At 68.3% G+C, this 23,679-nt stretch carries 18 protein-coding genes; 10 read left to right on the top strand and 8 right to left on the bottom strand.

The annotated features are described in order from the left end of the window. Positions 1-220: 220 nt before the first annotated feature. Complete coding sequence (gene dnaB / locus BIV25_RS26515; RefSeq protein WP_071374932.1) at positions 221-1,699, bottom strand: replicative DNA helicase; 1,479 nt, start codon at positions 1,697-1,699, stop codon at positions 221-223. A 481-nt stretch (positions 1,700-2,180) separates the two neighbouring features. On the opposite strand from dnaB, the gene BIV25_RS26510 reads away from it, so the two are divergent. Continuing rightward, positions 2,181-3,518 carry an MATE family efflux transporter gene (locus BIV25_RS26510; RefSeq protein WP_071374995.1) on the top strand — a complete coding sequence of 446 codons (1,338 nt, stop codon included), beginning with the start codon at positions 2,181-2,183 and terminating at the stop codon, positions 3,516-3,518. A 143-nt stretch (positions 3,519-3,661) separates the two neighbouring features. Here BIV25_RS26510 and rplI read toward each other — a convergent pair whose 3' ends face one another. The 4 genes from rplI to rpsF all read right to left on the bottom strand — a co-directional run bounded on the left by rplI (position 3,662) and on the right by rpsF (position 5,371). Further along, a complete protein-coding gene (gene rplI, locus BIV25_RS26505) occupies positions 3,662-4,108 on the bottom strand; it encodes a 50S ribosomal protein L9 (protein WP_071374931.1) in 447 nt (148 codons plus the stop codon). Positions 4,109-4,126: 18 nt separating this feature from the next. Beyond that, positions 4,127-4,363: a 30S ribosomal protein S18 gene (gene rpsR, locus BIV25_RS26500; protein WP_003949403.1), complete on the bottom strand. Its 237-nt coding sequence runs from the start codon at positions 4,361-4,363 to the stop codon at positions 4,127-4,129. Between the two features lie 42 nt (positions 4,364-4,405). Next, positions 4,406-5,002, bottom strand: coding sequence for a single-stranded DNA-binding protein (locus BIV25_RS26495; protein ID WP_071374930.1), 597 nt, complete (start codon positions 5,000-5,002; stop codon positions 4,406-4,408). Between the two features lie 78 nt (positions 5,003-5,080). After that, positions 5,081-5,371, bottom strand: coding sequence for a 30S ribosomal protein S6 (gene rpsF / locus BIV25_RS26490; RefSeq protein WP_005482942.1), 291 nt, complete (start codon positions 5,369-5,371; stop codon positions 5,081-5,083). 271 nt (positions 5,372-5,642) lie between these two features. On the opposite strand from rpsF, the gene BIV25_RS26485 reads away from it, so the two are divergent. From BIV25_RS26485 to BIV25_RS26475, 3 genes are all read left to right on the top strand, one after another. After that, entirely contained in the window at positions 5,643-5,960 is a 318-nt protein-coding gene (locus BIV25_RS26485) for a hypothetical protein (RefSeq protein ID WP_071374929.1), read from the top strand. Positions 5,961-6,083: 123 nt separating this feature from the next. Then, positions 6,084-7,205 (top strand): peptidoglycan bridge formation glycyltransferase FemX, encoded by a 1,122-nt coding sequence (gene femX, locus BIV25_RS26480; protein WP_071374928.1) that lies wholly within the window; start codon positions 6,084-6,086, stop codon positions 7,203-7,205. 83 nt (positions 7,206-7,288) lie between these two features. Continuing rightward, positions 7,289-8,320 (top strand): alanine racemase, encoded by a 1,032-nt coding sequence (locus tag BIV25_RS26475; protein WP_071374927.1) that lies wholly within the window; start codon positions 7,289-7,291, stop codon positions 8,318-8,320. 99 nt (positions 8,321-8,419) lie between these two features. Here BIV25_RS26475 and BIV25_RS26470 read toward each other — a convergent pair whose 3' ends face one another. After that, complete coding sequence (locus tag BIV25_RS26470) at positions 8,420-9,964, bottom strand: glycosyltransferase family 87 protein (protein ID WP_177235423.1); 1,545 nt, start codon at positions 9,962-9,964, stop codon at positions 8,420-8,422. A gap of 129 nt (positions 9,965-10,093) precedes the next feature. After that, the gene (locus BIV25_RS26465) at positions 10,094-12,367 is read right to left on the bottom strand and encodes a transglycosylase domain-containing protein (RefSeq protein WP_071374926.1); all 2,274 of its coding nucleotides are present in this window, start codon (positions 12,365-12,367) and stop codon (positions 10,094-10,096) included. 786 nt (positions 12,368-13,153) lie between these two features. Here BIV25_RS26465 and BIV25_RS26460 point away from each other — a divergent pair. The 4 genes from BIV25_RS26460 to BIV25_RS26445 all read left to right on the top strand — a co-directional run bounded on the left by BIV25_RS26460 (position 13,154) and on the right by BIV25_RS26445 (position 16,986). Continuing rightward, complete coding sequence (locus BIV25_RS26460) at positions 13,154-13,837, top strand: PadR family transcriptional regulator (RefSeq protein WP_071374925.1); 684 nt, start codon at positions 13,154-13,156, stop codon at positions 13,835-13,837. A gap of 43 nt (positions 13,838-13,880) precedes the next feature. Beyond that, a complete protein-coding gene (locus BIV25_RS26455) occupies positions 13,881-14,963 on the top strand; it encodes an inositol-3-phosphate synthase (RefSeq protein WP_071374924.1) in 1,083 nt (360 codons plus the stop codon). Between the two features lie 102 nt (positions 14,964-15,065). Next, on the top strand, positions 15,066-16,328 hold the full coding sequence (locus BIV25_RS26450; protein ID WP_071374923.1) for an MFS transporter: 1,263 nt from the start codon (positions 15,066-15,068) through the stop codon (positions 16,326-16,328). A 130-nt stretch (positions 16,329-16,458) separates the two neighbouring features. Continuing rightward, the gene (locus BIV25_RS26445; RefSeq protein ID WP_071374922.1) at positions 16,459-16,986 is read left to right on the top strand and encodes a hypothetical protein; all 528 of its coding nucleotides are present in this window, start codon (positions 16,459-16,461) and stop codon (positions 16,984-16,986) included. A gap of 111 nt (positions 16,987-17,097) precedes the next feature. Here BIV25_RS26445 and BIV25_RS26440 read toward each other — a convergent pair whose 3' ends face one another. Next, the gene (locus BIV25_RS26440; protein ID WP_071374921.1) at positions 17,098-18,540 is read right to left on the bottom strand and encodes a CCA tRNA nucleotidyltransferase; all 1,443 of its coding nucleotides are present in this window, start codon (positions 18,538-18,540) and stop codon (positions 17,098-17,100) included. A 295-nt stretch (positions 18,541-18,835) separates the two neighbouring features. Here BIV25_RS26440 and BIV25_RS26435 point away from each other — a divergent pair, with 295 nt between their 5' ends. Together BIV25_RS26435 and murJ are read left to right on the top strand one after the other, a co-directional pair. Further along, entirely contained in the window at positions 18,836-21,217 is a 2,382-nt protein-coding gene (locus BIV25_RS26435) for a DUF6049 family protein (RefSeq protein WP_071374920.1), read from the top strand. Between the two features lie 45 nt (positions 21,218-21,262). Further along, the gene (murJ, locus tag BIV25_RS26430) at positions 21,263-23,641 is read left to right on the top strand and encodes a murein biosynthesis integral membrane protein MurJ (protein ID WP_071374919.1); all 2,379 of its coding nucleotides are present in this window, start codon (positions 21,263-21,265) and stop codon (positions 23,639-23,641) included. Positions 23,642-23,679 lie beyond the last annotated feature (38 nt).

The raw sequence follows: 23,679 nt of genomic DNA, 5'->3' as shown, positions 1-23,679 counted from the left end.
GAGCGGCAAGAACTGGGAGCAGAAACCCAGGTCTCGATCAGCTGCGGCGTTTCCACCATCAGGTTGGAGAGAGCCGCTGCATGGATCGAGACCGGGATCAGCGCTATCACGAACCAACGATCAGACGGGAGTTCGTCTCATCCCGCCATCCCTTGGGCCGGACAAAGGCCACGGTCAATGAGAAAGGGACAGGAGAAATGCGAGCCTTCAACATCGCTGATCAGGTCTGGGCCATGTCCACGAAGCGGGAGTAGTGGCCCTGGAAAGCGACCGTGATCGTGGCCGTCGGGCCGTTTCGGTGCTTGGCCACGATCAGGTCGGCCTCGCCCGCGCGCGGGGACTCCTTCTCGTAGGCGTCCTCGCGATGGAGCAGGATGACCATGTCGGCGTCCTGCTCGATGGAGCCGGACTCACGCAGGTCGGAGACCATCGGCTTCTTGTCGGTGCGCTGCTCGGGACCACGGTTCAGCTGCGACAACGCGATGACCGGGATCTCCAGCTCCTTGGCGAGCAGCTTGAGGTTACGGGACATGTCCGAGACCTCCTGCTGACGGCTCTCGGCACGCTTGGAACCTCCGGACTGCATCAGCTGGAGGTAGTCGATGACGACCAGTCGGATGTCGTTGCGCTGTTTGAGACGGCGGCACTTGGCACGGATCTCCATCATCGACAGGTTCGGCGAGTCGTCGATGAACAGCGGCGCGGCCGAGACGTCCGGCATGCGGCGGGCGAGCCGGGTCCAGTCCTCGTCGGTCATCGTGCCGGAGCGCATGTGGTGCAGCGCGACGCGCGCCTCTGCGGACAGCAGACGCATCGCGATCTCGTTGCGGCCCATTTCGAGGGAGAAGATGACGCTCGGCAGATTGTGCTTGATCGAGGCTGCCCGCGCGAAGTCCAGCGCGAGCGTCGACTTACCCATGGCGGGGCGAGCCGCGATGACGATCATCTGGCCCGGGTGCAGGCCGTTCGTCAGCGAGTCGAAGTCGGTGAACCCGGTCGGCACGCCGGTCATCTCGCCGCTGCGCGAGCCGATCGCCTCGATCTCGTCGAGGGCGCCCTCCATGATGTCGCCGAGCGGCAGGTAGTCCTCGCTGGTGCGCTGCTCGGTGACGGCGTAGATCTCGGCCTGGGCGCGGTTGACGATCTCGTCGACGTCGTCGTCGGCCGCATATCCCATCTGCGTGATACGGGTGCCGGCCTCGACCAGGCGGCGCAGGACCGCGCGCTCATGGACGATCTCCGCGTAGTACTCGGCGTTCGCCGCCGTCGGTACCGTCTGGACGAGCGTGTGCAGATACGACGCCCCGCCGACCTTGTTGATCTCGCCACGCTTGGTGAGCTCGGCGGCGATGGTGATCGGGTCCGCCGGCTCGCCCTTGGCGTAGATGTCCAGGATCGCCTGGTAGATCGTCTCGTGCGCGGGCTTGTAGAAGTCGTGGCCCTTGAGGATCTCGACGACATCGGCGATGGCGTCCTTGGACAGCAGCATGCCGCCCAGCACCGACTGCTCGGCGTCCAGATCCTGCGGCGGCACCCGCTCGAAGGACGATCCGCCACCGTCCCAGTCGCCGTTCTCCCGGCCCCGGTCGTGTTGTTCGCCACGACCCCGGCCTCCGTCGCCGCGGCGGCGCGAGGCAGGCAGACGATCACTGGGCCCGCTGTCGGCCCACGGATCGTCCAAGGGCTCGGAAATGCTCACCGAGCCACCTCCTCCCGTCCGCAGGGCGGACCTCGCCGTGTCCTCTTTTGTACGGCACGACACTGACAAATGAGAGGCCCAACTCCGGTTCTGATGCGTCGGGTTTGTGACGATTCCAAGGCCGCGGGAAAGACGCTTCCCAGGCCGAGAGAAGGAGCGGGCGCCGGACCACGGTAGGCCCCTCGGCACCGTCAGCCAATCTGGTTATCCACAGGCCATGTGGACGACAGCCCCGATGCTGTGGAGAACTCCCCGAAACCTGTGCACGACACGGTGGACAGCTCTGTGAAAAAGCCCTCTAGCCTCTCGGACACAGGGCTGTGACCTGCTCGTTTAGCGTCCACCGGCTGTGCAGAAGAAAAACTTCCCCGGTCGGACCAAGATCGCTTCGAACACCGCACGAAAGGACACGCCCCACCACGACAAGTAAGGGGCATAACTAGATTGCATCTCTTACCTGTGGACGATTAGATTGGTGCTCATGACACAGGCTCTCCCGATACCCCGGGCCACCCGCCGCCGGCACGACCGAGAGATCGTCGCGCTGGCCGTACCGGCCTTCGGTGCACTCGTCGCCGAGCCTCTGTTCGTCATGGCGGACAGTACGATCGTCGGCCACCTCGGCACCGCCCAGCTCGCCGGTCTCGGCGTCGCCTCCGCCCTCCTCACCACCGCCGTGAGCGTTTTCGTCTTCCTCGCGTACGCCACCACAGCCGCCGTGTCCCGACGCGTCGGCTCGGGCGATCTGCCGGCGGCCATCCGGCAGGGCATGGACGGCATCTGGCTGGCACTGCTGCTCGGCATCGGCGTCATCGTCGTCGTCCTTCCCCTGGCACCCGGCATCGTGGACCTTTTCGGCGCTTCCGCTACGGCGGCCCCGTACGCCACGACATATCTGCGTATCTCCGCACTGGGCATACCGGCCATGCTCATCGTCCTCGCCGCCACGGGTGTGCTCCGCGGCCTCCAGGACACCAGGACCCCGCTCTACGTCGCCGTCTCCGGCTTCGTCGCCAACGGCGGCCTCAACGCGGGGCTCGTCTATGGCGCCGGGCTCGGCATCGCCGGTTCGGCCTGGGGAACCGTCATCGCCCAGTGTGGGATGGCGGCCGTCTATCTGACCGTCGTCGTACGCGGGGCTCACCGGCAGGGCGCATCTCTCCGCCCGGACACCGCCGGTATCCGGGCCTCGGCCCAGGCCGGCGTTCCTCTCCTCGTCCGCACGCTGTCCCTGCGGGCGATTCTCATGATCGCCACGGCGGTCGCAGCGCGCCTGGGCGACGCCGACATCGCCGCGCATCAGATCGTCCTGTCCCTGTGGAGCCTGCTCGCCTTCGCTCTGGACGCGATAGCGATCGCGGGGCAGGCGATCATCGGCCGCTATCTCGGCGCGGACGATGCCCAAGGAGCGCGTGAGGCCTGTCGCCGCATGATGCAGTGGGGCATCGCGACCGGTGTCGTGCTCGGTGCCCTCGTGGTGGCCGCCCGTCCGCTCTTCCTCCCGCTGTTCACCGGCGACTCCGTGGTCAAGGACGCGGCACTGCCCGCGCTGTTGATGGTGGCGCTCTCGCAGCCGATCTGCGGGCTGGTCTTCGTCCTGGACGGTGTCCTGATGGGCGCGGGCGATGGGCCGTATCTGGCAGGGGCCATGGTCGTCACCCTCACCGTGTTCGCTCCGGTGGCCCTGCTGGTCCCGGTGTTCGGCGGCGGTCTCACCGCGCTGTGGACGGCGATGACGCTGATGATGACGATCCGCCTACTGACCCTGTGGCTGCGCTCTCGTTCCGGCCGCTGGATCGTGACGGGCGCAACCCGCTGACCTCGGGCCGCTGGCCTCGAAGCAGCGGTGGTTTCACGTGAAACATGACCCGGTGAACGTTCCGGACAGCGGAAAGGGGCCGCACCCTTGCGGGGGTGCGGCCCCTTTCACCGGCTCGAACGAGCGCGGCGATCACTCGGCGATCAGGCCGAGACGACCTCGATGTTGACCTTGGCGGCAACCTCGGGGTGCAGACGCACGGACGTCTCGTGAGCGCCCAGGGTCTTGATCGGGGTGGTCAGCTCGATGCGACGCTTGTCGACCTCGGGGCCACCGGACGCCTTGATCGCGGAAGCGATGTCGGCCGGGGTGACGGAACCGAAGAGACGACCGGAGTCGCCGGAGCGGACGGCCAGGCGGACCTTGACGCCCTCGAGCTGGCCCTTGACCTGGTTGGCCTGCTCGATGGTCTGGATCTCGTGGATCTTGCGGGCGCGGCGGATCTGCTCGACGTCCTTCTCGCCACCCTTGGTCCAGCGGATCGCGAAGTTCCGCGGGATCAGGTAGTTGCGAGCGTAACCGTCCTTGACGTCGACGACGTCGCCGGCGGCACCGAGGCCAGAGACCTCGTGGGTGAGGATGATCTTCATGTGTCGGTCACCCTTCCCTTAGCGCGCGGTGGACGTGTAGGGCAGCAGCGCCATCTCACGGCTGTTCTTCACGGCCGTGGCGACGTCACGCTGGTGCTGAGTGCAGTTGCCGGTCACGCGGCGGGCACGGATCTTGCCGCGGTCGGAAATGAACTTCCGCAGCATGTTCGTGTCCTTGTAGTCCACGTACGTGACCTTGTCCTTGCAGAAAGCGCAGACCTTCTTCTTCGGCTTGCGCACAGGCGGCTTCGCCATGGTGTTTCTCCTGTGTGATCAAGAAGTGTGGATACGAGCCCTTTAGAAGGGGGGCTCGTCCGAGTAGCCGCCACCGCCGCCGGAGCCGGAGCCGGAGCCACCGCCCCAGCCGCTGCCACCCTGCTGGTTGCCACCAGCGGGAGCGCCGGACGCCCACGGGTCGTCGGCCGGAGCGCCGCCGCCCTGCTGAGCGCCACCGGAGCCACCGCCCCAGCCGCCGCCCTGCTGGCCGCCACCGCCGCCGTAACCGCCCTGGCCACCGCGCCCGCCACCGCCGGAGGTCTTGGTGACCTTGGCCGTCGCGTTGCGCAGGCTGGGGCCGACTTCCTCGACGTCCAGCTCGTAGACCGTGCGCTTGACGCCGTCCCGGTCCTCGTAGGACCGCTGCTTCAGCCGGCCCTGCACGAGCACGCGCATGCCTCGCTGGAGCGACTCGGCGACGTTCTCCGCCGCCTGACGCCAGACCGAGCAGGTCAGGAAGAGGCTCTCGCCGTCCTTCCACTCGTTCGTCTGGCGGTCGAAGGTGCGGGGAGTGGACGCGACACGGAACTTCGCGACGGCCGCACCGGACGGGGTGAAGCGCAGCTCGGGGTCGTCGACAAGATTGCCGATGACCGTGATGACGGTCTCGCCTGCCATGGGGGAACCTCTCGGCGGGTTTGCTGCTCTGGCTGCTTGCTTGCTACTCGGATCCCGAGATCAGCTGAGCGGAAGGGCTCAGTGGGTCTCGGGGCGGAGGACCTTGGTCCGGAGGACCGACTCGTTCAGGTTCATCTGGCGGTCGAGCTCCTTGACGACCGCAGGCTCGGCCTGAAGGTCGATGACCGAGTAGATGCCCTCGGGCTTCTTCTTGATCTCGTACGAGAGACGACGACGGCCCCAGGTGTCGACCTTCTCCACCTTGCCGTTGCCCTCACGGACGACGGAGAGGAAGTTCTCGATCAGGGGGGCGACAGCGCGCTCCTCCAGATCGGGGTCGAGGATGACCATCACCTCGTAGTGACGCATGTGGAACCCACCTCCTTTGGACTCAGCGGCCACGGTCGTTCCGTGGCAGGAGGGTTGTGATGCGTACGCAACGGTATCGGCGGCCACTGACAATCGGAGGCGCTGAGGCTTCCGCAGTGTTACCTGAACAGGCAGTGGGCAGACACCGGTGCAGACGGTACAGACTACCCGCACACCCGCTTCCGGTTGAAATCCGGGCGTGGAGGCCGTCACTCTGTACACGTCGGGTGTGTACGGCGCTACTATGCGCCGCCTTCCGCAGGAGGTGCCCATGGCACAGGTAATGCATCCCAACGTCGCCGGTTCCCTCTTCGCCACGGACGGCAAGGCCCGTCCGCTCCAGGACGCACTGGCGGCGACCACGCTCGTCCTGGGTCTGCTGTCCTTCATCACGTCCTTCTTCCACAGCCTCCATCTGCTGACGTCGTGGGCGGGTCTCGTGGGCCTGCTCGTCGGCATCTACGGACAGTGGATCTCCGTGACCACGCGTGAGCGCTTCGCCCTGATCCTGGGACTCGGCGCCTCCGGGATCGGCTTCCTGATCGGCATGGCACACGGCGGTCTCTTCGGCGGAGTCATCGGCAGCTGAGGCGGCCCGCCGGGATTAAGGCCCGTACGCCCAGTCGGGGCGCTCGCACGGCGCAGTAGGCTTCGGCGCGAGAGCCGGAGCCCCTGTACCCATGGGGACACACCAGCCCGAGGAGCGCCCCGAATGAGCCTGACCCTGAGGACCATCAGCCGCGAGCAGCATCTGGCATACATCCAGAGCCTGCCGGCGGCGAGCCACATGCAGGTCCCGGCCTGGGCCGACGTCAAGGCGGAGTGGCGCTCGGAGAACCTCGGCTGGTTCGACGAGCGCACGGGCGAGATGGTCGGCGCGGGCCTGGTCCTGTACCGACAGCTCCCCAAGATCAAGCGCTACCTCGCCTACCTGCCCGAGGGTCCGGTCATCAACTGGTTCGCGCCGAATCTGGACGACTGGATCCAGCCGATGCTGGCGCATCTGAAGCAGCAGGGCGCGTTCTCGGTGAAGATGGGCCCGCCGGTGATCATCCGCCGCTGGAACGCGGAGACCATCAAGAAGGGCATCCAGGACCAGGACGTCAAGCGGCTGCGCGACATGGAGGCCGACTTCATCGAGCCGCGCGCCTTCGAGGTGGCCGACAAGCTGCGCCGTATGGGCTGGCAGCAGGGCGAGGACGGCGGCGCCGGCTTCGGTGACGTCCAGCCCCGCTACGTCTTCCAGGTGCCGCTGGCGAATCGTTCCCTGGAGGAGGTCCACAAGAACTTCAACCAGCTGTGGCGCCGCAACATCAAGAAGGCCGAGAAGGCCGGTGTCGAGGTGGTCCAGGGCGGCTACCAGGACCTGGCCGAGTGGCAGCGGCTGTACGAGATCACGGCCGTGCGCGACCACTTCCGGCCGCGCCCGCTGTCGTACTTCCAGCGCATGTGGTCGGCCCTCAACACCGAGGACCCGAACCGGATGCGGCTGTACTTCGCCCGGCACAACGGCGTGAACCTCTCCGCCGCGACGATGCTGATCGTCGGCGGGCACGTCTGGTACTCCTACGGTGCCTCCGACAACATCGGCCGTGAGGTCCGGCCCTCGAACGCGATGCAGTGGACGATGCTGCGCGACGCCTACGCGCTCGGCGCCACCGTCTACGACCTGCGCGGCATCTCGGACTCGCTGGACGAGACGGACCACCTGTTCGGCCTGATCCAGTTCAAGGTCGGCACGGGCGGGCAGGCCGCCGAGTACCTCGGCGAGTGGGACTTCCCGCTGAACAAGCTGCTTCACAAGGCGCTCGACATCTACATGTCGCGCCGTTGAGCCGCGGCCGTCTGATTCCATAGCCTTCACAGCTCAGACACCTCTGATCCACCGCAGCCACGAGAAAGGTCCCAGGTCCGGCCATGGCGCTCACGCTCTACGTCGACACCGCGCGCTGGCGGGCGCACCACAAGCACGTGCAGGAGCAGTTCCCGGGACTCGTCCCGGTCTGCAAGGGCAACGGCTACGGCTTCGGGCACGAGCGGCTGTCCGAGGAGGCCACGCGGCTGGGCTCCGACCTGCTCGCGGTCGGCACGACCTACGAGGCCGCACGCATCAAGGACTTCTTCGGCGGGGACCTGCTGGTGCTGACGCCGTACCGGCGCGGCGAGGAGCCGGTGCCGCTGCCCGACCGGGTGGTGCGCTCGGTGTCGTCGATCGACGGCGTGTACGGCCTCGTCGGCGCCCGTGTCGTCATCGAGGTGATGTCCTCGATGAAACGGCACGGCATCAGCGAGCAGGACCTGCCGCAGCTGCACCAGGCCATAGAGAACGTCCGGCTGGAGGGCTTCGCCATCCATCTGCCGCTGGACCGCACCGACGGCTCGGACGCCGTCGAGGAGGTCATCGGCTGGATGGACCGGCTGCGCGCGGCCCGGCTGCCGTTGCACACGATGTTCGTCAGCCACCTGAAGGCCGACGAACTCGTCCGGCTCCAGCAGCAGTTCCCGCAGACCCGGTTCCGCGCCCGTATCGGCACGCGGCTGTGGCTGGGGGACCACGAGGCCACCGAGTACCGCGGTGCCGTCCTGGACGTCACGCGCGTGGCCAAGGGCGACCGGTTCGGCTACCGCCAGCAGAAGGCGGCCTCGGACGGCTACCTGGTGGTCGTGGCGGGCGGTACGTCGCACGGGGTGGGCCTGGAGGCCCCGAAGGCGCTGCACGGCGTCATGCCACGCGCCAAGGGCGTCGCACGGGCCGGCCTCGCCACCGTCAACCGGAACCTTTCTCCGTTCGTCTGGGGCGGCAAGCAGCGCTGGTTCGCCGAGCCGCCGCACATGCAGGTGTCGATCCTGTTCGTGCCCTCGGACGCCCCGGAGCCGAAGGTCGGGGACGAACTGGTGGCCCATCTGCGGCACACCACGACCCAGTTCGACCGCATCATGGACCGCTGAGCCCGGTCCCGGGGCACCGGGTCCCTTCCAGGACAGCGAGAAGGCCGTACCCGAAGCACTCGGGTACGGCCTTCTGCGTCAGCTCTGACGGGAGTTCGCTCAGAGCGAACGGCTCTCGGGGGAGGGCCGCACCGGCCTTCCCCAGTCCACCTGGGGCCCCTCGAAGTGAGCGGCGTGACGTGGCTCGTAGGCCGCCGCTCCGAGCACGAAGACGTCCTCCGCGCCGTCGAGCACACCGCCCGAGGGATCGTCGTCGCCGGACCTGCGCACCACGTCCCGCTCCGGCATGAGGATGTCCCGTACGACGACGGCGCACAGGTACAGCGTGCCCGCCAGGTGCAGCACGATCGCCCAGTGGTAGCCGAGCGTCGGCAGTCCCTTGTGGGCGTCTCCGCTGGTCGTGTACGCGAGGTACATCCAGATGCCCAGGAAGTACGCCATCTCGCACGCCTGCCAGATCAGGAAGTCGCGCCACTTGGGCCGGGCAAGGACCGCCAGCGGCACCAGCCACAGGACGTACTGCGGGGAGTAGACCTTGTTGGTGACGATGAACACCGCCACCACCAGGAAGGCCAGTTGCGCGAAGCGCGGCCGGCGCGGGGCGGTGAACGTCAGCACGGCGATACCGAGGCAGCACAGCACCACCAGCACGGTGGCGGCGGTGTTGACGAAACCCGTGGAGGGCGGGTTGCTGGAGTTCTGCGCCCAGATGAGCCAGAAGGAACCGAAGTCGACGCCCCGTTCCTGGCTGAACGTGTAGAACTTCGACCAGCCCTCGAACGCGAACAGCATCACCGGCAGGTTCACCACGAACCAGGCGAGCACCGTGCTGATCGTGGCCTGGACGAACTCCCGCCACTTGCCGGCCCGCCAGCACAGCACGAACAGGGGGCCGAGCAGGAAGACCGGATAGAGCTTGGCGGCCGTGGCGAGGCCCAGGAGGACACCGAAGGCGACGGGCCGACTGCGGGACCACATCAGCATCGCGGCTGCCGTGAGCGCCACCGCCAGCAGGTCCCAGTTGACGGTGGCGGTCAGCAGGACGGCGGGCGCCAGGGCGACCAGAAGGCCGTCCCAGGGCCGCCGGCGGTGGGTGCGGGTCACGCAGACTGCGATGACGACCGCGCACACCAGCAGCATCCCGGCGTTGACGAACCAGTACCACTGCTCCTGGTACTGGATGGTGCCGCTGTGCGGGGTGAGCCAGGAGGCAACCTCCATGAACACGCCCGTCAGCACCGGGTACTCGAGGTAGCCCATGCCGCCGGACATGTCGTCCGGGAGCTTGTCGAAGTACGGCACGAGATGGTCGGCGAACCCGCGCCCCTGGTAGAGGTGCGGGATGTCCGAGTAGCAGGCCTTCGTGTACTGGCTGCTCGCGCCGAAGAACCAGGCACTGTGGTAGCAGGGCGCCTTCTGGACCAGGCCGAGGGCGAACATGCCGATCGCCACGAGCGCGATGACTCGTACGGGCGTCCACCAGGACGTGCCGAGCAGGGCCCGCCGTCCGATGGGGCCGCCGATCAGCTCGCTGCCGGCCGCGGCGACCTCGTCCTCCCTGGTCGGCGGCACCGGTTCCGCCGTGGCGGGCCGCACGGGGTCGGGCTCGTGCACGCCCGCGGGCGTCATCTCTGCACTGGGCATGGGGCACATCCTGCCGTACCTGCCTAGGAAAAAGCCGAGGGCCGCCGCACCTCGTGGGTGCGGCGGCCCATGTTTCACGTGAAACACCCGTGGTGGACGAAATGGTCGCCAACCGGTCCGGGTCGACTGCTAGCCGTTGGGGCCGGCGAAGATGCCTCCGTTGCCGTTGCCTCGCGTGTTGCCGTTGCCGGTCGTATCGGTGGGTGTGGGGGACGGGGAGGTTCCTCCGGTGGTGCCACCCGTGTCCGTGCCGCCGGTGCCGTTGCCATTGCCGTCACAGGGGTTGCCCCAGTTCCACTGGCAGGTGTCGCTCGCCGACGGGGACGGGGAGGTGTTCGTCGCGCTCGGCGTCGGGCTCGGCGACTGGCTCGCGCTCGGGCTCGGCGTGATGCTCGGGCTCGGGGTGGGAGTCGGGGCGCCCGCCTCGTCCTGGACCTTGCCGATCTCGGTGGCGTTCGGGAAGCCGTTGTCGTTGGCGTTCTTCAGCGCGACCTTCATGTACTCGGTCCACACCGACGTCGGGATGTCACCACCGTGGATCGACTCGACGCCGGCCGTGCCGTTCATGGACAGCAGCTCATGGTCCTTCGGGTTCTCACGGAACATCGCCACCGAGGTGGACAGCTGCTGGGTGTAGCCGACGAACCAGGCCGACTTGTTGCTGTCGGTGGTACCGGTCTTGCCTGCCGCCGTCCGGCCCAGGGCCTTGGCGTTCACACCCGTACCGTTCTGGATCACGTTCTGGAGGACGTCCGTGACGTTGTTCGCCACGTTCTCGGACATCGCCGTGCTGACCTTCGGCTTGCTGAAGCCCTGCAGCTCCTGGCCGTCCTTCTTCACGGCGGTCACCGAGTACGGATCAGCGTGCTGACCCGAGGCGGCGAACGTCGAGTAGGCGTCGGCCATGCGGATCGCACTCGGGGTCGACGTACCGATGGAGAAGGACGGGTTGAGCGTCGAGAAGCTGTCCCTGAGGATGCCGGACGCCTGTGCGACGTCCCGGACATGCGTCAGCCCCACATCCATACCGAGCTGGACGAACGGAGTGTTGACGGACTGCTCCATCGCCTTACGCAGCGAGATGTAGCCCCACTTGTAGTCACTCTCGTTGCGCTGGTAGAAGACCGAGTTGTCCTTTGTCAGCACCGGAGTGCCGTCGTTGTTGAGCACCTTGAGATGGTCGTTGCCGTTGTACTTGCTCAGCGGCGACAGACCCTCCCCACTGGTCCGGTACGTGCCGTACTGCATCGCCGCGGCGAGCACGAACGGCTTCCATGTCGATCCGACCGGGACGCCGGCAGTGTCGGCGTTGTTCGTGAAGTGGCCGTTCTCGTAGCCGTCACCGCCGTACAAAGCGACGATCGCGCCGTCCTTGGGCTTCACCGACGCCGCACCGAACTGGACGTACTTGTCCAGATCACGCTTCTTCGGATCGATGCGCTCCTGCTGGACCTTCTTCACGGCCGCTGCCAGCGCGTTGACCTTGTCCTTCTCGAAGGTCGTCTGGATCTGGTAGCCGCCCTGGTCGAACTGCGTCTCGGTGATGTCGGAGTGCGCGAGGACGTACTTCTTCGCCGTGTCCACCAGATAGCTGATCTGGCCGGTCATGCCCTTGGTCGCCTTGCGGCCGTCGGGCACGGGGTACTGCTTGGTGGCCTGCTGGAACTGCGCGTCGGTGAGGTGGTGGTCGTTGTGCATCTGCTCGAGGATCCACCCCCAGCGGTCCTTCGAGCGCTGCGTGTTCGCCTGCTGGGTCGCCGACGGGTCGAGGTCCGCGTTGCCGGCCGGGTCGAAGTACGTCGGGCCCTTCAGCAGCGCCGCGAGCACCGCGCACTCGCTCGGCGTGAGGTCTTTCGCGTCCTTGCCGTAGTACGTCTGCGCCGCCGCCTGGATGCCGTAGGCGCCACGGCCGAAGTACGAGGTGTTCAGATAGCCCTGAAGGATCTGCTGCTTGGAGAGCTTCGTCCCCACCTTGATGGAGATGAACATCTCCTTGAACTTGCGGGTGAGGGTCTGCTGCTGGCTCAGGTAGGTGTTCTTCACGAACTGCTGGGTGATCGTCGAGCCGCCCTGGGTCTGGCCGCCCCGCGCCATGTTGACCACCGCGCGCAGGAGTCCCTGGGGGTCGACGCCCGAGTCCTGGTAGAAACTCTTGTTCTCGGCTGAGATCACGGCCCACTGCATCGCTTCGGGAATCTGGCCGATGTTGACGTTCTGCCGGTTGACGCCGGTACCCGTGGCCACCATCTGCGTGCCGTCGGCCCAGTAGTAGACGTTGTTCTGGGACTTGGCCGCCGCGTTCTCGTCAGGCACGGAGACCATCGCGTAGCCGACGCCGACCAGCGCGACCAGGCTGCCGACGAAGCCGATGAACATCCCGGTGACAAGCTTCCAGGAGGGCATCCAGCGACGCCATCCGTACTTGCCGGACCGGGGGTAGTCGATGAACCTCTTCTTGCCGGGTGCGGTCGACGCGCGGCCCCTGCCGCGCCCGGGGCCGCTGGGACCGCCGGGGCCGCCGCCCCGGCCGCCCGGACCTGTGTTGTCGGCGCCTCTGCGGCGGCTGCCTCTCTGCGCCGCGCGACGGGCCTCGGCCCGGCCGCCGTAGGAACGCTCCTCGCCTCCCGGGCCGCTGTCCGACCCATGGGAACTGGACTCGTAGGAGTCGGCAGGAGACCCCGTGGCGCCACGCGGTGCCGCACGGCGGCCGGAGGACGAGCCGGACTGACCACGTCGGGCCGCGGCACGTCCGCCTCCCTGCGGCTGCGGCGGTTTGCGACGGTGCTCGCTCATCGAACGATTACTCCTCGGGCAGGCGCACCCGTGCGCGCCTGGAACGGCGGCTGGTTTCCGGTCCCCCCGGAGTACGGATGTGGTCGGTCCTGCATTCACCCGTACCGCACCGGGGACGACGACGCTCCCCAGACGTCACTCGGTTCCCGGCGATGTGCATGCCGCACAGACTACGCACCGCCAAAACGCGCTGAGCCCTGAAGTTCACCCCAAAACAGGCAACCCGCATCGTATGAATCGGCGATGTGATCCCGTTCACCGTCGTCCCTCTTGTCGCCTGCCGAAGGCCGTTCTATCGTGCTGATGTATCGAGTCGATACATCAGCACGAGATAAAGACGCTGAGAGGCACTGAGAGACCCGCGGGAGCGAGCTGCGGGACCGAGAGGAGGCGACGATGAGCCGACGTTCCGGCATCCTCGAGTTCGCCGTGCTCGGCCTGCTGCGTGAGTCCCCCATGCACGGCTACGAGCTGCGCAAACGCCTCAACACGTCCCTGGGGGTGTTCCGTGCGTTCAGCTACGGGACCCTGTATCCGTGCCTCAAGACGCTGGTCGCGAGCGGCTGGTTGATCGAGGAACCGGGCAACACCCATGAGGACGCGCTCGCCGCTCCGCTCGCCGGACGCCGCGCCAAGATCGTCTACCGGCTGACGGCGGAGGGGAAGGAGCACTTCGAGGAGCTGCTCTCGCAGACCGGCCCCGACGCCTACGAGGACGAGCACTTCGCCGCACGGTTCGCCTTCTTCGGGCAGACGTCGCGCGATGTGCGCATGCGCGTGCTGGAGGGCCGGCGCAGCCGCCTGGAGGAGCGCCTGGAGAAGATGCGCGCCTCCCTGGCGCGCACGCGGGAACGCCTCGACGACTACACACTTGAGCTCCAGCGCCACGGGATGGAGTCCGTGGAGCGCGAAGTGCGCTGGCTGAACGAGCTCATCGAGAGCGAGCGGGCGGGGCGGGACCTGAAGGGTTCCACGTCCCGGGGAGCCGCTCCGCAGGACACCACCACTGGATCGACGGGCGGCCTGCCCCGTACCGGGGACATCCCCCGGACGGATACGCCCGGCGACACCGCCACGTGAGTCCCAGTCAGGGCCTCACTCGTACACACAGGGAGCAACCGGAATGGGTTCGGTTCGCGTAGCCGTCGTCGGCGTGGGCAACTGCGCCGCGTCGCTGGTGCAGGGAGTCGAGTACTACAAGGACGCCGACGCGGCGTCCAAGGCGCCCGGCCTGATGCATGTGCAGTTCGGTGACTACCACGTGCGTGACATCGAGTTCGTCGCCGCGTTCGACGTCGACGCCAAGAAGGTCGGCCTCGACCTCGCGGACGCGATCGGCGCCTCCGAGAACAACACCATCAAGATCTGCGACGTGCCCACGTCCGGTGTCACCGTCCAGCGCGGCCACACCCTCGACGGCCTCGGCAAGTACTACCGCCAGACCATCGAGGAGTCCGAGGCTGAGCCGGTCGACGTCGTCCAGATCCTGAAGGACAAGCAGGTCGACGTCCTGGTCTGCTACCTGCCCGTGGGCTCCGAGGACGCGGCGAAGTTCTACGCCCAGTGCGCCATCGACGCCAAGGTCGCCTTCGTCAACGCCCTCCCGGTCTTCATCGCCGGCACCAAGGAGTGGGCGGACAAGTTCACCGAGGCCGGTGTGCCGATCGTCGGTGACGACATCAAGTCCCAGGTCGGCGCCACCATCACGCACCGCGTCATGGCGAAGCTGTTCGAGGACCGCGGTGTCATCCTGGACCGCACCATGCAGCTGAACGTCGGCGGCAACATGGACTTCAAGAACATGCTCGAGCGCGAGCGCCTGGAGTCCAAGAAGATCTCCAAGACGCAGGCCGTCACCTCCCAGATCCCCGACCGGGACCTCGGCGAGAAGAACGTCCACATCGGCCCGTCCGACTACGTGGCCTGGCTGGACGACCGCAAGTGGGCCTACGTCCGCCTCGAAGGCCGCGCCTTCGGTGACGTCCCGCTGAACCTGGAGTACAAGCTCGAGGTCTGGGACTCCCCGAACTCCGCGGGTGTCATCATCGACGCCCTGCGCGCCGCGAAGATCGCCAAGGACCGCGGCATCGGCGGCCCGATCCTGTCGGCGTCCTCGTACTTCATGAAGTCCCCGCCGGTCCAGTACTTCGACGACGAGGCCCGCGAGAACGTCGAGAAGTTCATCCGCGGCGAGGTCGAGCGCTAAAGCGCCGACGCGACCGCTCGTACGCAAACGCTCCTGCCAGGGCTGTGAAGGTCCCCGGGTTTACCGACCCGGGGACCTTCCGCATATGTGAGGCTGGGCAGCATGCCCGTCGTGCGTGACCTGCGCGTCCTGCTGCGTCTTCGGTACTTCCGACGCCTGCTGTACGTCCGCCTGCTCTCCCAGGGTGCCGACGGCGTCTATCAGGTGGCGCTCGCCGCGTACGTCGTCTTCTCGCCGGAGAAACAGACCTCGGCCACGGCGATCGCCTCGGCGATGGCCGTGCTGCTGCTCCCCTATTCGCTGGTCGGCCCGTTCGCGGGTGTCCTGCTGGACCGCTGGCGACGCCGGCAGGTCTTCGCGTACGGCAATCTGCTGCGCTCGCTGCTGGCCGCGGTCACCGCCGTGCTGATGCTCGGCCATGTCCCGGACTGGCTCTTCTACGTCTCCGCGCTGTGCGTCACGGCCGTCAACCGCTTCGTCCTCGCGGGGCTGTCCGCGTCCCTGCCCCGCGTGGTGGACACCGAGCGCCTGGTGCTGGCCAACTCCATCTCCCCGACGGCCGGAACGCTCGCCGCGACGGCAGGCGCCGGCCTGGCCTTCGCCGTACGGCTCGTGGCATCGGACTCCGACGCCGCAGTGGTCCTGCTGGGCGCACTCCTCTATCTGTGTGCGGGCCTGACCTCCCTGAGCCTGCCCAGGGCGCTGCTCGGACCCGACCGGCATCCGGCGCGGCCACGGCTGCGCAGCGCGCTGGCCGACACGGCGCGGGATCTGGTGGCGGCCGTCCGGCACCTCGCCGCACCCCGGCGCAGAGAAGCCGCCTGGGCACTGGCCGCGATGACGCTGATGCGCTTCTGCTACGGCGCCCTGCTGGTCCTGCTGCTCATGCTCTGCCGGTACGCCCTCTCCAGCAGTCCGGAAGAGGGACTGCGGCTGCTCGGGCTGGTGCTCGCGGTTTCCGGGGCGGGATTCTTCGCGGCGGCCGTGGTCACTCCCGTGGCGGCGGGACGACTCGGCCCCGGTCGCTGGATCGTGGCCTGCTCCGCCGCGGCAGCGGTGTTGGTACCCGCCCTCGGCCTCCCCTTCGCCATCGGGCCGCTCCTGGTCGCCGCCTTCATGCTGGGCCTGATCACCCAGGGAGCCAAGATCGCCACGGACACGATCGTGCAGTCCTCGGTGGACGACGGTTTCCGCGGACGCGTGTTCTCCGTGTACGACGTGCTGTTCAACGTGGCCTTCGTCGGGGCGGCCGGAGCGGCCGCCCTGATGCTGCCCCCGGACGGCCGCTCGGCGACGCTGGTCGTCACCGTCGCTCTTCTCTACGGAGCGGTTGCTGTCGCTATGGGGCGCTTTGAGCGCCGGTGAGTGTCACATCAGGGCCACAGAGTTCCCCTGGGCTACAGGAGTGTCAGTGCGGCCCGGTAGCTTACGTGCGTCTTACGCGCCACTTATGTGCGCTGCTCACCCATCTCTTTCTTCACAGGGGGACCCACACGTGACGACTCCGCCGCCCCAGGGCCAGAACCCGTTCGCTCAGGGCCAGCAGGCGTACGGCCAGCCCCAGGCGCCGTACCCCCCGCAGGGCGGCCAGCCTCAGGCGCCGTACCCCCCGCAGGGCGGCTACCCGCAGCAGCCGGGCCAGCCCGGATTCCCTCAGCAGGGCATGGCGCCGTACGCACCGGTGCCTCCTCAGCGGCCGAAGCGAGGCATCCGGCAGTACATCCGCATTATCGGCGCCGTCGTCGGCCTCATCGTCATCGTCGCCGGCTGGTACTACAACAAGACCGACGACACCCAGAAGCTGGCTGTCGGTGACTGCCTGACGAACAACGGAAGCAGCAAGGACCCGAAGATCGAGAAGCTGGGCTGCAGCGACCCGAAGGCGGACTACAAGGTGCTCAAGAAGGACGGCAGCACCAGCATGGCCATGCTCGCCTGCCAGTCGGTTCAGGGGACGACCGCGGCCATCGAGTGGAAGGAAGGCAGCGACTCCTTCGTTCTCTGCCTGGGAAACAACAAGTAGCGCTTGAACATGGGAAGGGGGCGGTGTTTCACGTGAAACACCGCCCCACGTTGTTCTCCGAAGGCCGTACGGGGTCATGTTTCACGTGAAACACGACCCCGCTCCGCTCCCTCAGCCCTGCTCGGCCCACCACCCCTTGAGCGCCGCCACGGCCGCGTCATGTTCCATCGGGCCGTTGTCCAGGCGCAGCTCCAGCAGGTACTTGTACGCCTTGCCGATGGCCGGGCCGGGGCCCACGCCAAGGATCTCCATGATCTGGTTGCCATCGAGGTCCGGGCGGATCGCGTCCAGCTCCTCCTGCTTCTGAAGCTGGGCGATGCGCTCCTCCAGACCGTCGTAGGCCCGGGACAGCGCGGACGCCTTCCGCTTGTTGCGGGTGGTGCAGTCCGAGCGGGTCAGCTTGTGCAGACGGTCCAGCAGCGGCCCGGCGTCACGGACATAGCGGCGGACCGCGGAATCCGTCCACTCGCCGGTGCCGTAGCCGTGGAAGCGCAGGTGCAGCTCGACCAGCCGCGAGACGTCCTTCACCAGCTCATTGGAGTACTTCAGAGCGGTCATGCGCTTCTTGGTCATCTTGGCACCGACCACCTCGTGGTGGTGGAACGAGACCCGGCCGTCCTTCTCGAAGCGGCGAGTGCGCGGCTTGCCGATGTCGTGCAGCAGCGCGGCCAGCCGGAGCGTGAGATCCGGACCCTCCTGCTCCAGCGCGATCGCCTGCTCCAGGACGATCAACGTGTGCTCGTAGACGTCCTTGTGCCGGTGGTGCTCGTCCCGCTCCAGGCGCAGCGCCGGCAGCTCGGGCAGCACATGGTCGGCCAGCCCGGTCTCGACGAGCAGGGCCAGGCCCTCACGGGGGTGCGAGGAGAGGATCAGCTTGTTCAGCTCGTCCCGGACCCGCTCGGCCGAGACGATCTCGATACGCACAGCCATGTCCGTCATCGCGGCGACGACCTCAGGGGCGACCGCGAAGTCCAGTTGGGCGGCGAAGCGGGCGGCCCGCATCATCCGCAGCGGATCGTCCGAGAATGACTCCTCGGGCGTACCCGGCGTCCGCAGCACCCGTGCGGCCAGGTCCTCCAGGCCGCCGTGCGGGTCGACGAACTCCTTCTGCGGCAGCGCCACGGCCATCGCGTTGACTGTGAAGTCCCGGCGGACCAGGTCCTCCTCGATGGAGTCGCCGTACGACACCTCGGGCTTGCGCGAGGTGCGGTCGTACGCCTCCGACCGGTAGGTGGTCACCTCGATCTGGTAACCGTCCTTCTGCGCGCCGACCGTGCCGAAGGCGATGCCCACCTCCCAGACGGCGTCCGCCCAGGGCCGGACGATCTTCAGTACGTCCTCGGGGCGGGCGTCCGTGGTGAAGTCCAGGTCGTTGCCGAGCCGGCCGAGCAGCGCGTCCCGCACCGACCCGCCGACCAGGGCGAGGGAGAAACCCGCCTCCTGGAATCGGCGGGCGAGATCGTCGGCGACGGGGGCCACCCGCAGCAGCTCGGCGACCGCGCGCTGCTGCGCCTGGCTCAGGGCGGAGGGAGTGTCTTCGTTGGGGTTCGGCACAACAGAAGAGGGTACGTGCCCCGGGGACCAGGGGTGTCCCCGATTTCATCCGGGGGCGGCCCGGTGAAGATCGCAGGACCGCCCGGTGAAAGCGGCTCGGGCAGCTTCCGGCATAACCCCGCAAGGACCACTCTTGCGGCGTTCAGCAGCTCTCCACTCGATACTGGATATAGAGGACAGGTCGCCGGAGTTCTTCGATCTTGTGACGGGCACCGCGGCACTTCCGCTCTCCGCGCCTCGTTACCATGCGTGGACGCACATTCCGACGACCACTGACGACGAGGGACGGGCGAGCGTGGCCGAGGCGGCTGACTTCCAGGCAACCAGTGCCTCCCCTGCCCGCCGCTGGGTGCGGCGCGCCGGAGCGCTGCTCGCCGGAGCGCCACTGCTGGCCGGTCTGCTCCAGCTGCCCGCCGCTGCGCCCGCCCAGGCCGCCTCCTCGGGCGCGGTGTCCGTCGCCCTGGACACGCTCACCCCGAGCGCCCCCACCGAAGGCGACACACTGACCGTGTCCGGCACGGTCACCAACAACGGCAAGCAGCCTGTCACCGGTGCCCACGTGGGCCTGCGGGTGGGCCCCATGGTGACCACCCGCTCGGAGATCGACAGCATCGCCCAGCACTCCACCGACCCGCTGAGCGCCACCGGGGCCGAGGTCGGCGGGAAGTACGTGGAGAAGTTCGCCAAGCTGGACCCGGGCGTCGCCGAGCACTTCAGCATCTCCGTCCCGGTGAACAAGCTCGACCTCGGCGCCGACGGTGTCTACGAATTCGGGGTCTCCCTGTCCGGCCAGACCCCCGCCCAGCCCTGGGACCAGGTGCTCGGCATCCAGCAGACGTTCCTGCCGTGGCAGCCGTCCGACGCCGACACCAAGACGAAGACTGCGTTCCTGTGGCCGCTGATCTCCACGGTCCACATGACGGCCAAGACGGGCGCCGGCGAACTGCAGACGCCGGTGTTCCTCAACGACGACCTGGTCAAGGAGCTGGCTCCGGGCGGCCGGCTGGCCCAGATGGTGGATCTCGGCAAGGACCTCGACGTCACCTGGGTGATCGACCCGGACCTGCTGGCCTCCGTGGACGCGATGGCGACCGGCAACTACCGGCTCCCCGGTGACAACGACACGACCACACCCGGCCCGAAGGCACACCAGGCGGTCGCCAAGCAATGGCTGGCGGACCTCCAGAACGCGGTGGCGGGCAAGGAGGTCGTCGCGCTGCCGTTCGGCGACCCGGACCTGGCATCCCTCGCGCACAACGGCACCAGCGTCACCGGCTCGCTCAGCCACCTCAAGGACGCCACCGACGTGGCCGCCATCACCGTCAAGACTGTGCTCCACGTCACCCCGAGCACGGACTTCGCCTGGCCGGTGGAGGGCGCCGTGGACCCGTCGATCATGAAGGTCGCGACGTCCGCGGGAGCCGACCGGGTGATCGCCCGCAGCGACAGCCTCCAGGAGACCGCCGCGCTGTCGTACACGCCCTCCGCCGCCCGCCCGGTCGGCGGGGGCACCACCGCGGTGGTCTCCGACGCGCGGCTGTCCACGGCCTTCGAGGGTGACCTGACCAAGGCCGACACCTCGACGCTCGCCGTGCAGCAGTTCCTGGCCCAGAGCCTTGAGGTGAACGCCCAGACCGACGACCAGCGCAGCATCGTCGTCGCCCCGCAGCGGATGCCCACGGCGAGCCAGGCCCAGGCGATGGCGGCGGCGCTGAAGGCGCTCGACGGTGCGACCTGGTCACAGTCCCAGGACCTCACCTCGGCCGCCAAGGCCAAACCGGACCCGAACGCCACCACGCAGATCCCCTCCACACAGTCCTACCCGTCCTCGCTGCGCAAGCAGGAACTGCCTGTGTCGGCGTTCCAGCAGATCGCGCGCACCCAGGACAAGCTCGACAACTTCCAGGTGATCCTCACTGACCGCTCCCGCGTCGTCACGCCGTTCGGGCGGGCCATAAACCGTGAGATGTCCACGTCGTGGCGTGGCAGGAGCGGAGACGCGGACAGCTTCCGCGACGGCGTGGAGGGGTGGCTCGATGATCTGGCCGCCCAGGTCAAGCTGATCGACAAGTCGGAGACCAAGCTCTCCGGCCGCAGCGCCACGATCCCGGTGACCGTCCAGAACAACCTCGTCCAGCCCGTCGGCCACCTGATCCTGCGCCTCACCTCGTCCAACCCGACGCGTCTGAAGATCGGCGGCAAGGCCTACTCCGAGCAGCCGGTGGAGATCTCCGGCGGGCACAGCCAGTCCGTGAAGTTCGCCACCGCGGCCAACGCCAACGGCCGGGTCACGGTCGTCGCCCAGCTGTACACCGAGGACGGCCAGGAGTACGGCGACGCCGTCAGCTTCGACGTGAAGGTCACCGAGGTCACGCCCACCGTGATGCTGGTCATCGGCGGCGGCGTGCTGCTCCTCGTCCTCGCGGGATTCCGTATGTACACCCAGCGCAAGCGCGCGGCCGCCCGGCAGGCCGACGAGGACGGGCCCGACGCGGCAGGGGAGACCGGCGACGCGCCCGGGAACCCCGACGCACCCGCGGATCGTCTCCCGCAGGAACCCGGTGATTCCGGCCCTGCCACGGGGACGGACGACCCGGAGCAGCCGAGTGACCCTGCGCCGGACACCGCTCCGGAAAACGCCGACCCGTCCGGGACGGGTGAGAGAGTGGACCGTTGAGCGATGTCGTGGCCGGTGGGCCCGGGACGATGAGGTGGGGTAAGCATGAACGCGCCGTACGACGGTGATCGCGGCCAGGGCGCGGCCGGCTCGGGCTACCCCGAGACGCCGCCGGAGCCCGGCCAGGTACCGCCGCAGCACGCGGCGGACATGTACCTCCAGGACGCCTACGACCAGGACCCCTACCGGGCTCAGGACCTGACCGCCCAGGACCCGGTCGCCGAGGCGCTCTACGACCGTGCCGCACACCCGCCGCCCCCGCCGGGCAGCTACGGCCAGCAGCAGATGCACGCCGCGCCCAACCAGTCGCCGCCGGCCCCCGACCCTCGGGTATGGGCGCAGACCCCGGCGCCGGAGCCGGAGGGCGCGGGCCCCTACCTGCCCTACGGCGACGACCCGCGCACGAGCCGGTTCGTGGGGGTGGACGACCTGGTCACGCACTCCGGCGAGCAGTACCACGAGCCGGACGCCTTCGCGCATCTCTTCAAGGACCAGCAGCAGGGCGGCGGCCACGTCCCCGCCGATCCCTCGCCCTATCCCGGGCCGGCCGCGGCGCCGGGCGCCGGGTACGGCCAGGCCGGCCAGTACCCGCAGGGGTACGGGCAGAGCCCGCAGCAGGGCGGCCCGTACGCCGGAACCGCCTACCCGGCCGTGCCCGGGAACCCCGCGCAGCCCCCGGTGCCCGCCCCTGCCGCTGGGCCGCTGGGCGGCGCGGATCCCGAGGCCTCCGCATCCACCATGGCCCTGACCGCCGTCCCCGCTTCCGAGGCGCCCGCCGCGCCCGCGAAGAAGGGCGGCAAGGCGGCCAACCTGATGAAGTCCAGTGCCGTGATGGCGGCGGGCACGTTGGTCTCCCGCCTCACTGGCTTCGTCCGCTCCGCGCTGATCGCCGCGGCGCTGGGACTCGGCTTCCTCGCCGACTCCTTCCAGGTGGCGTACCAACTGCCGACGATGATCTACATCCTGACCGTCGGCGGTGGCCTCAACTCCGTCTTCGTACCCCAACTGGTGCGATCCATGAAGGAGGACGAGGACGGCGGCGAGGCATTCGCCAACCGACTGCTGACCCTGGTGATGGTGGCTCTGGCCGCGCTCACCGGCCTCGCGATGTTCGCGGCGCCGCTGCTGGTGCGACTGCTGTCGCCCACCATCGCGAACAATCCCGACGCCAACCATGTCGCGGTCACCTTCACCCGCTACTTCCTGCCCTCGATCTTCTTCATGGGCATCCACGTGGTGATGGGGCAGATCCTCAACGCGCGCGGGAAGTTCGGCGCGATGATGTGGACTCCGGTCCTGAACAACGTCGTCATCATCGTGTCGCTCGGCATGTTCATCTGGGTCTACGGCACCGCCGACCACTCCCACTTGGCGGTCACAAACATCCCCGTGGAGGGCCAGCGCCTGCTCGGCGTCGGTGTGCTGCTCGGTCTGGTCGTCCAGGCACTGGCGATGATCCCGTACCTGCGCGAGACCGGCTTCCGGATCCGGCTGCGGTTCGACTGGAAGGGCCACGGCCTCGGCAAGGCCGCGATGCTCGCCAAGTGGACAGTCCTGTTCGTACTGGCCAACCAGGCCGGCGCCATGGTCGTGACGCAGCTGTCCACCGCCGCCGGCGAGCACTCCGGCGTCAAGGGCACCGGCTTCGCCGCCTACGCCAACGCCCAGCTGATCTGGGGCCTGCCGCAGGCCATTGTCACGGTGTCCCTGATGGCCGCTCTGCTGCCGCGCATCTCGCGCTCGGCCGCCGAGGGCGACGAGGGAGCCGTCCGCGACGACATCTCCCACGGTCTGCGCACCACGGCCGTCGCCATCGTCCCGATCGCCTTCGGCTTCCTCGCGCTCGGCATCCCGATGTGCACCCTGATCTTCGGTTCCGCAGGCACGGACTCGGCCACCAACATGGGCTACATGCTGATGGCCTTCGCCCTCGGCCTGATCCCGTACTCGGTGCAGTACGTCGTCCTGCGCGCCTTCTACGCCTACGAAGACACCCGCACCCCCTTCTACAACACGGTCATCGTCGCCGTCGTCAACGCGAGCGTCTCGGTGCTGTGCTACTTCCTCCTGCCCGCCCGCTGGGCGGTCGCCGGCATGGCCGCCGCCTACGGCCTGGCCTACGCGATCGGTGTGGGAGTGGCCTGGCGGCGGCTGCGCAAGCGGCTCGGCGGCGACCTGGACGGCTCCCGGGTGCTGCGGACGTACGCGCGGCTGTGCATCGCCTCCGTACCGGCGGCCCTGCTCAGCGGCGCGGCCTGCTACGGCATCGGCCACAGCCTCGGCCAGGGCGTCGTCGGCTCCTTCGCCGCGCTGCTCGTCGGCGGTGCCGTCCTGCTCGGCGTCTTCTTCGTCGCCGCCCGGCGCATGCGCATCGAGGAGCTCAACTCGCTCGTGGGCATGGTCCGCGGACGTCTGGGCCGCTGAAGCGGGGGTAGGCGCACAACCATCGTCCGCCGCCGCGT

Source organism: Streptomyces sp. MUSC 14 (assembly GCF_001866675.1).
Lineage (GTDB): Bacteria > Actinomycetota > Actinomycetes > Streptomycetales > Streptomycetaceae > Streptomyces.
This window is presented reverse-complemented; position numbering and strand designations above follow the sequence as displayed.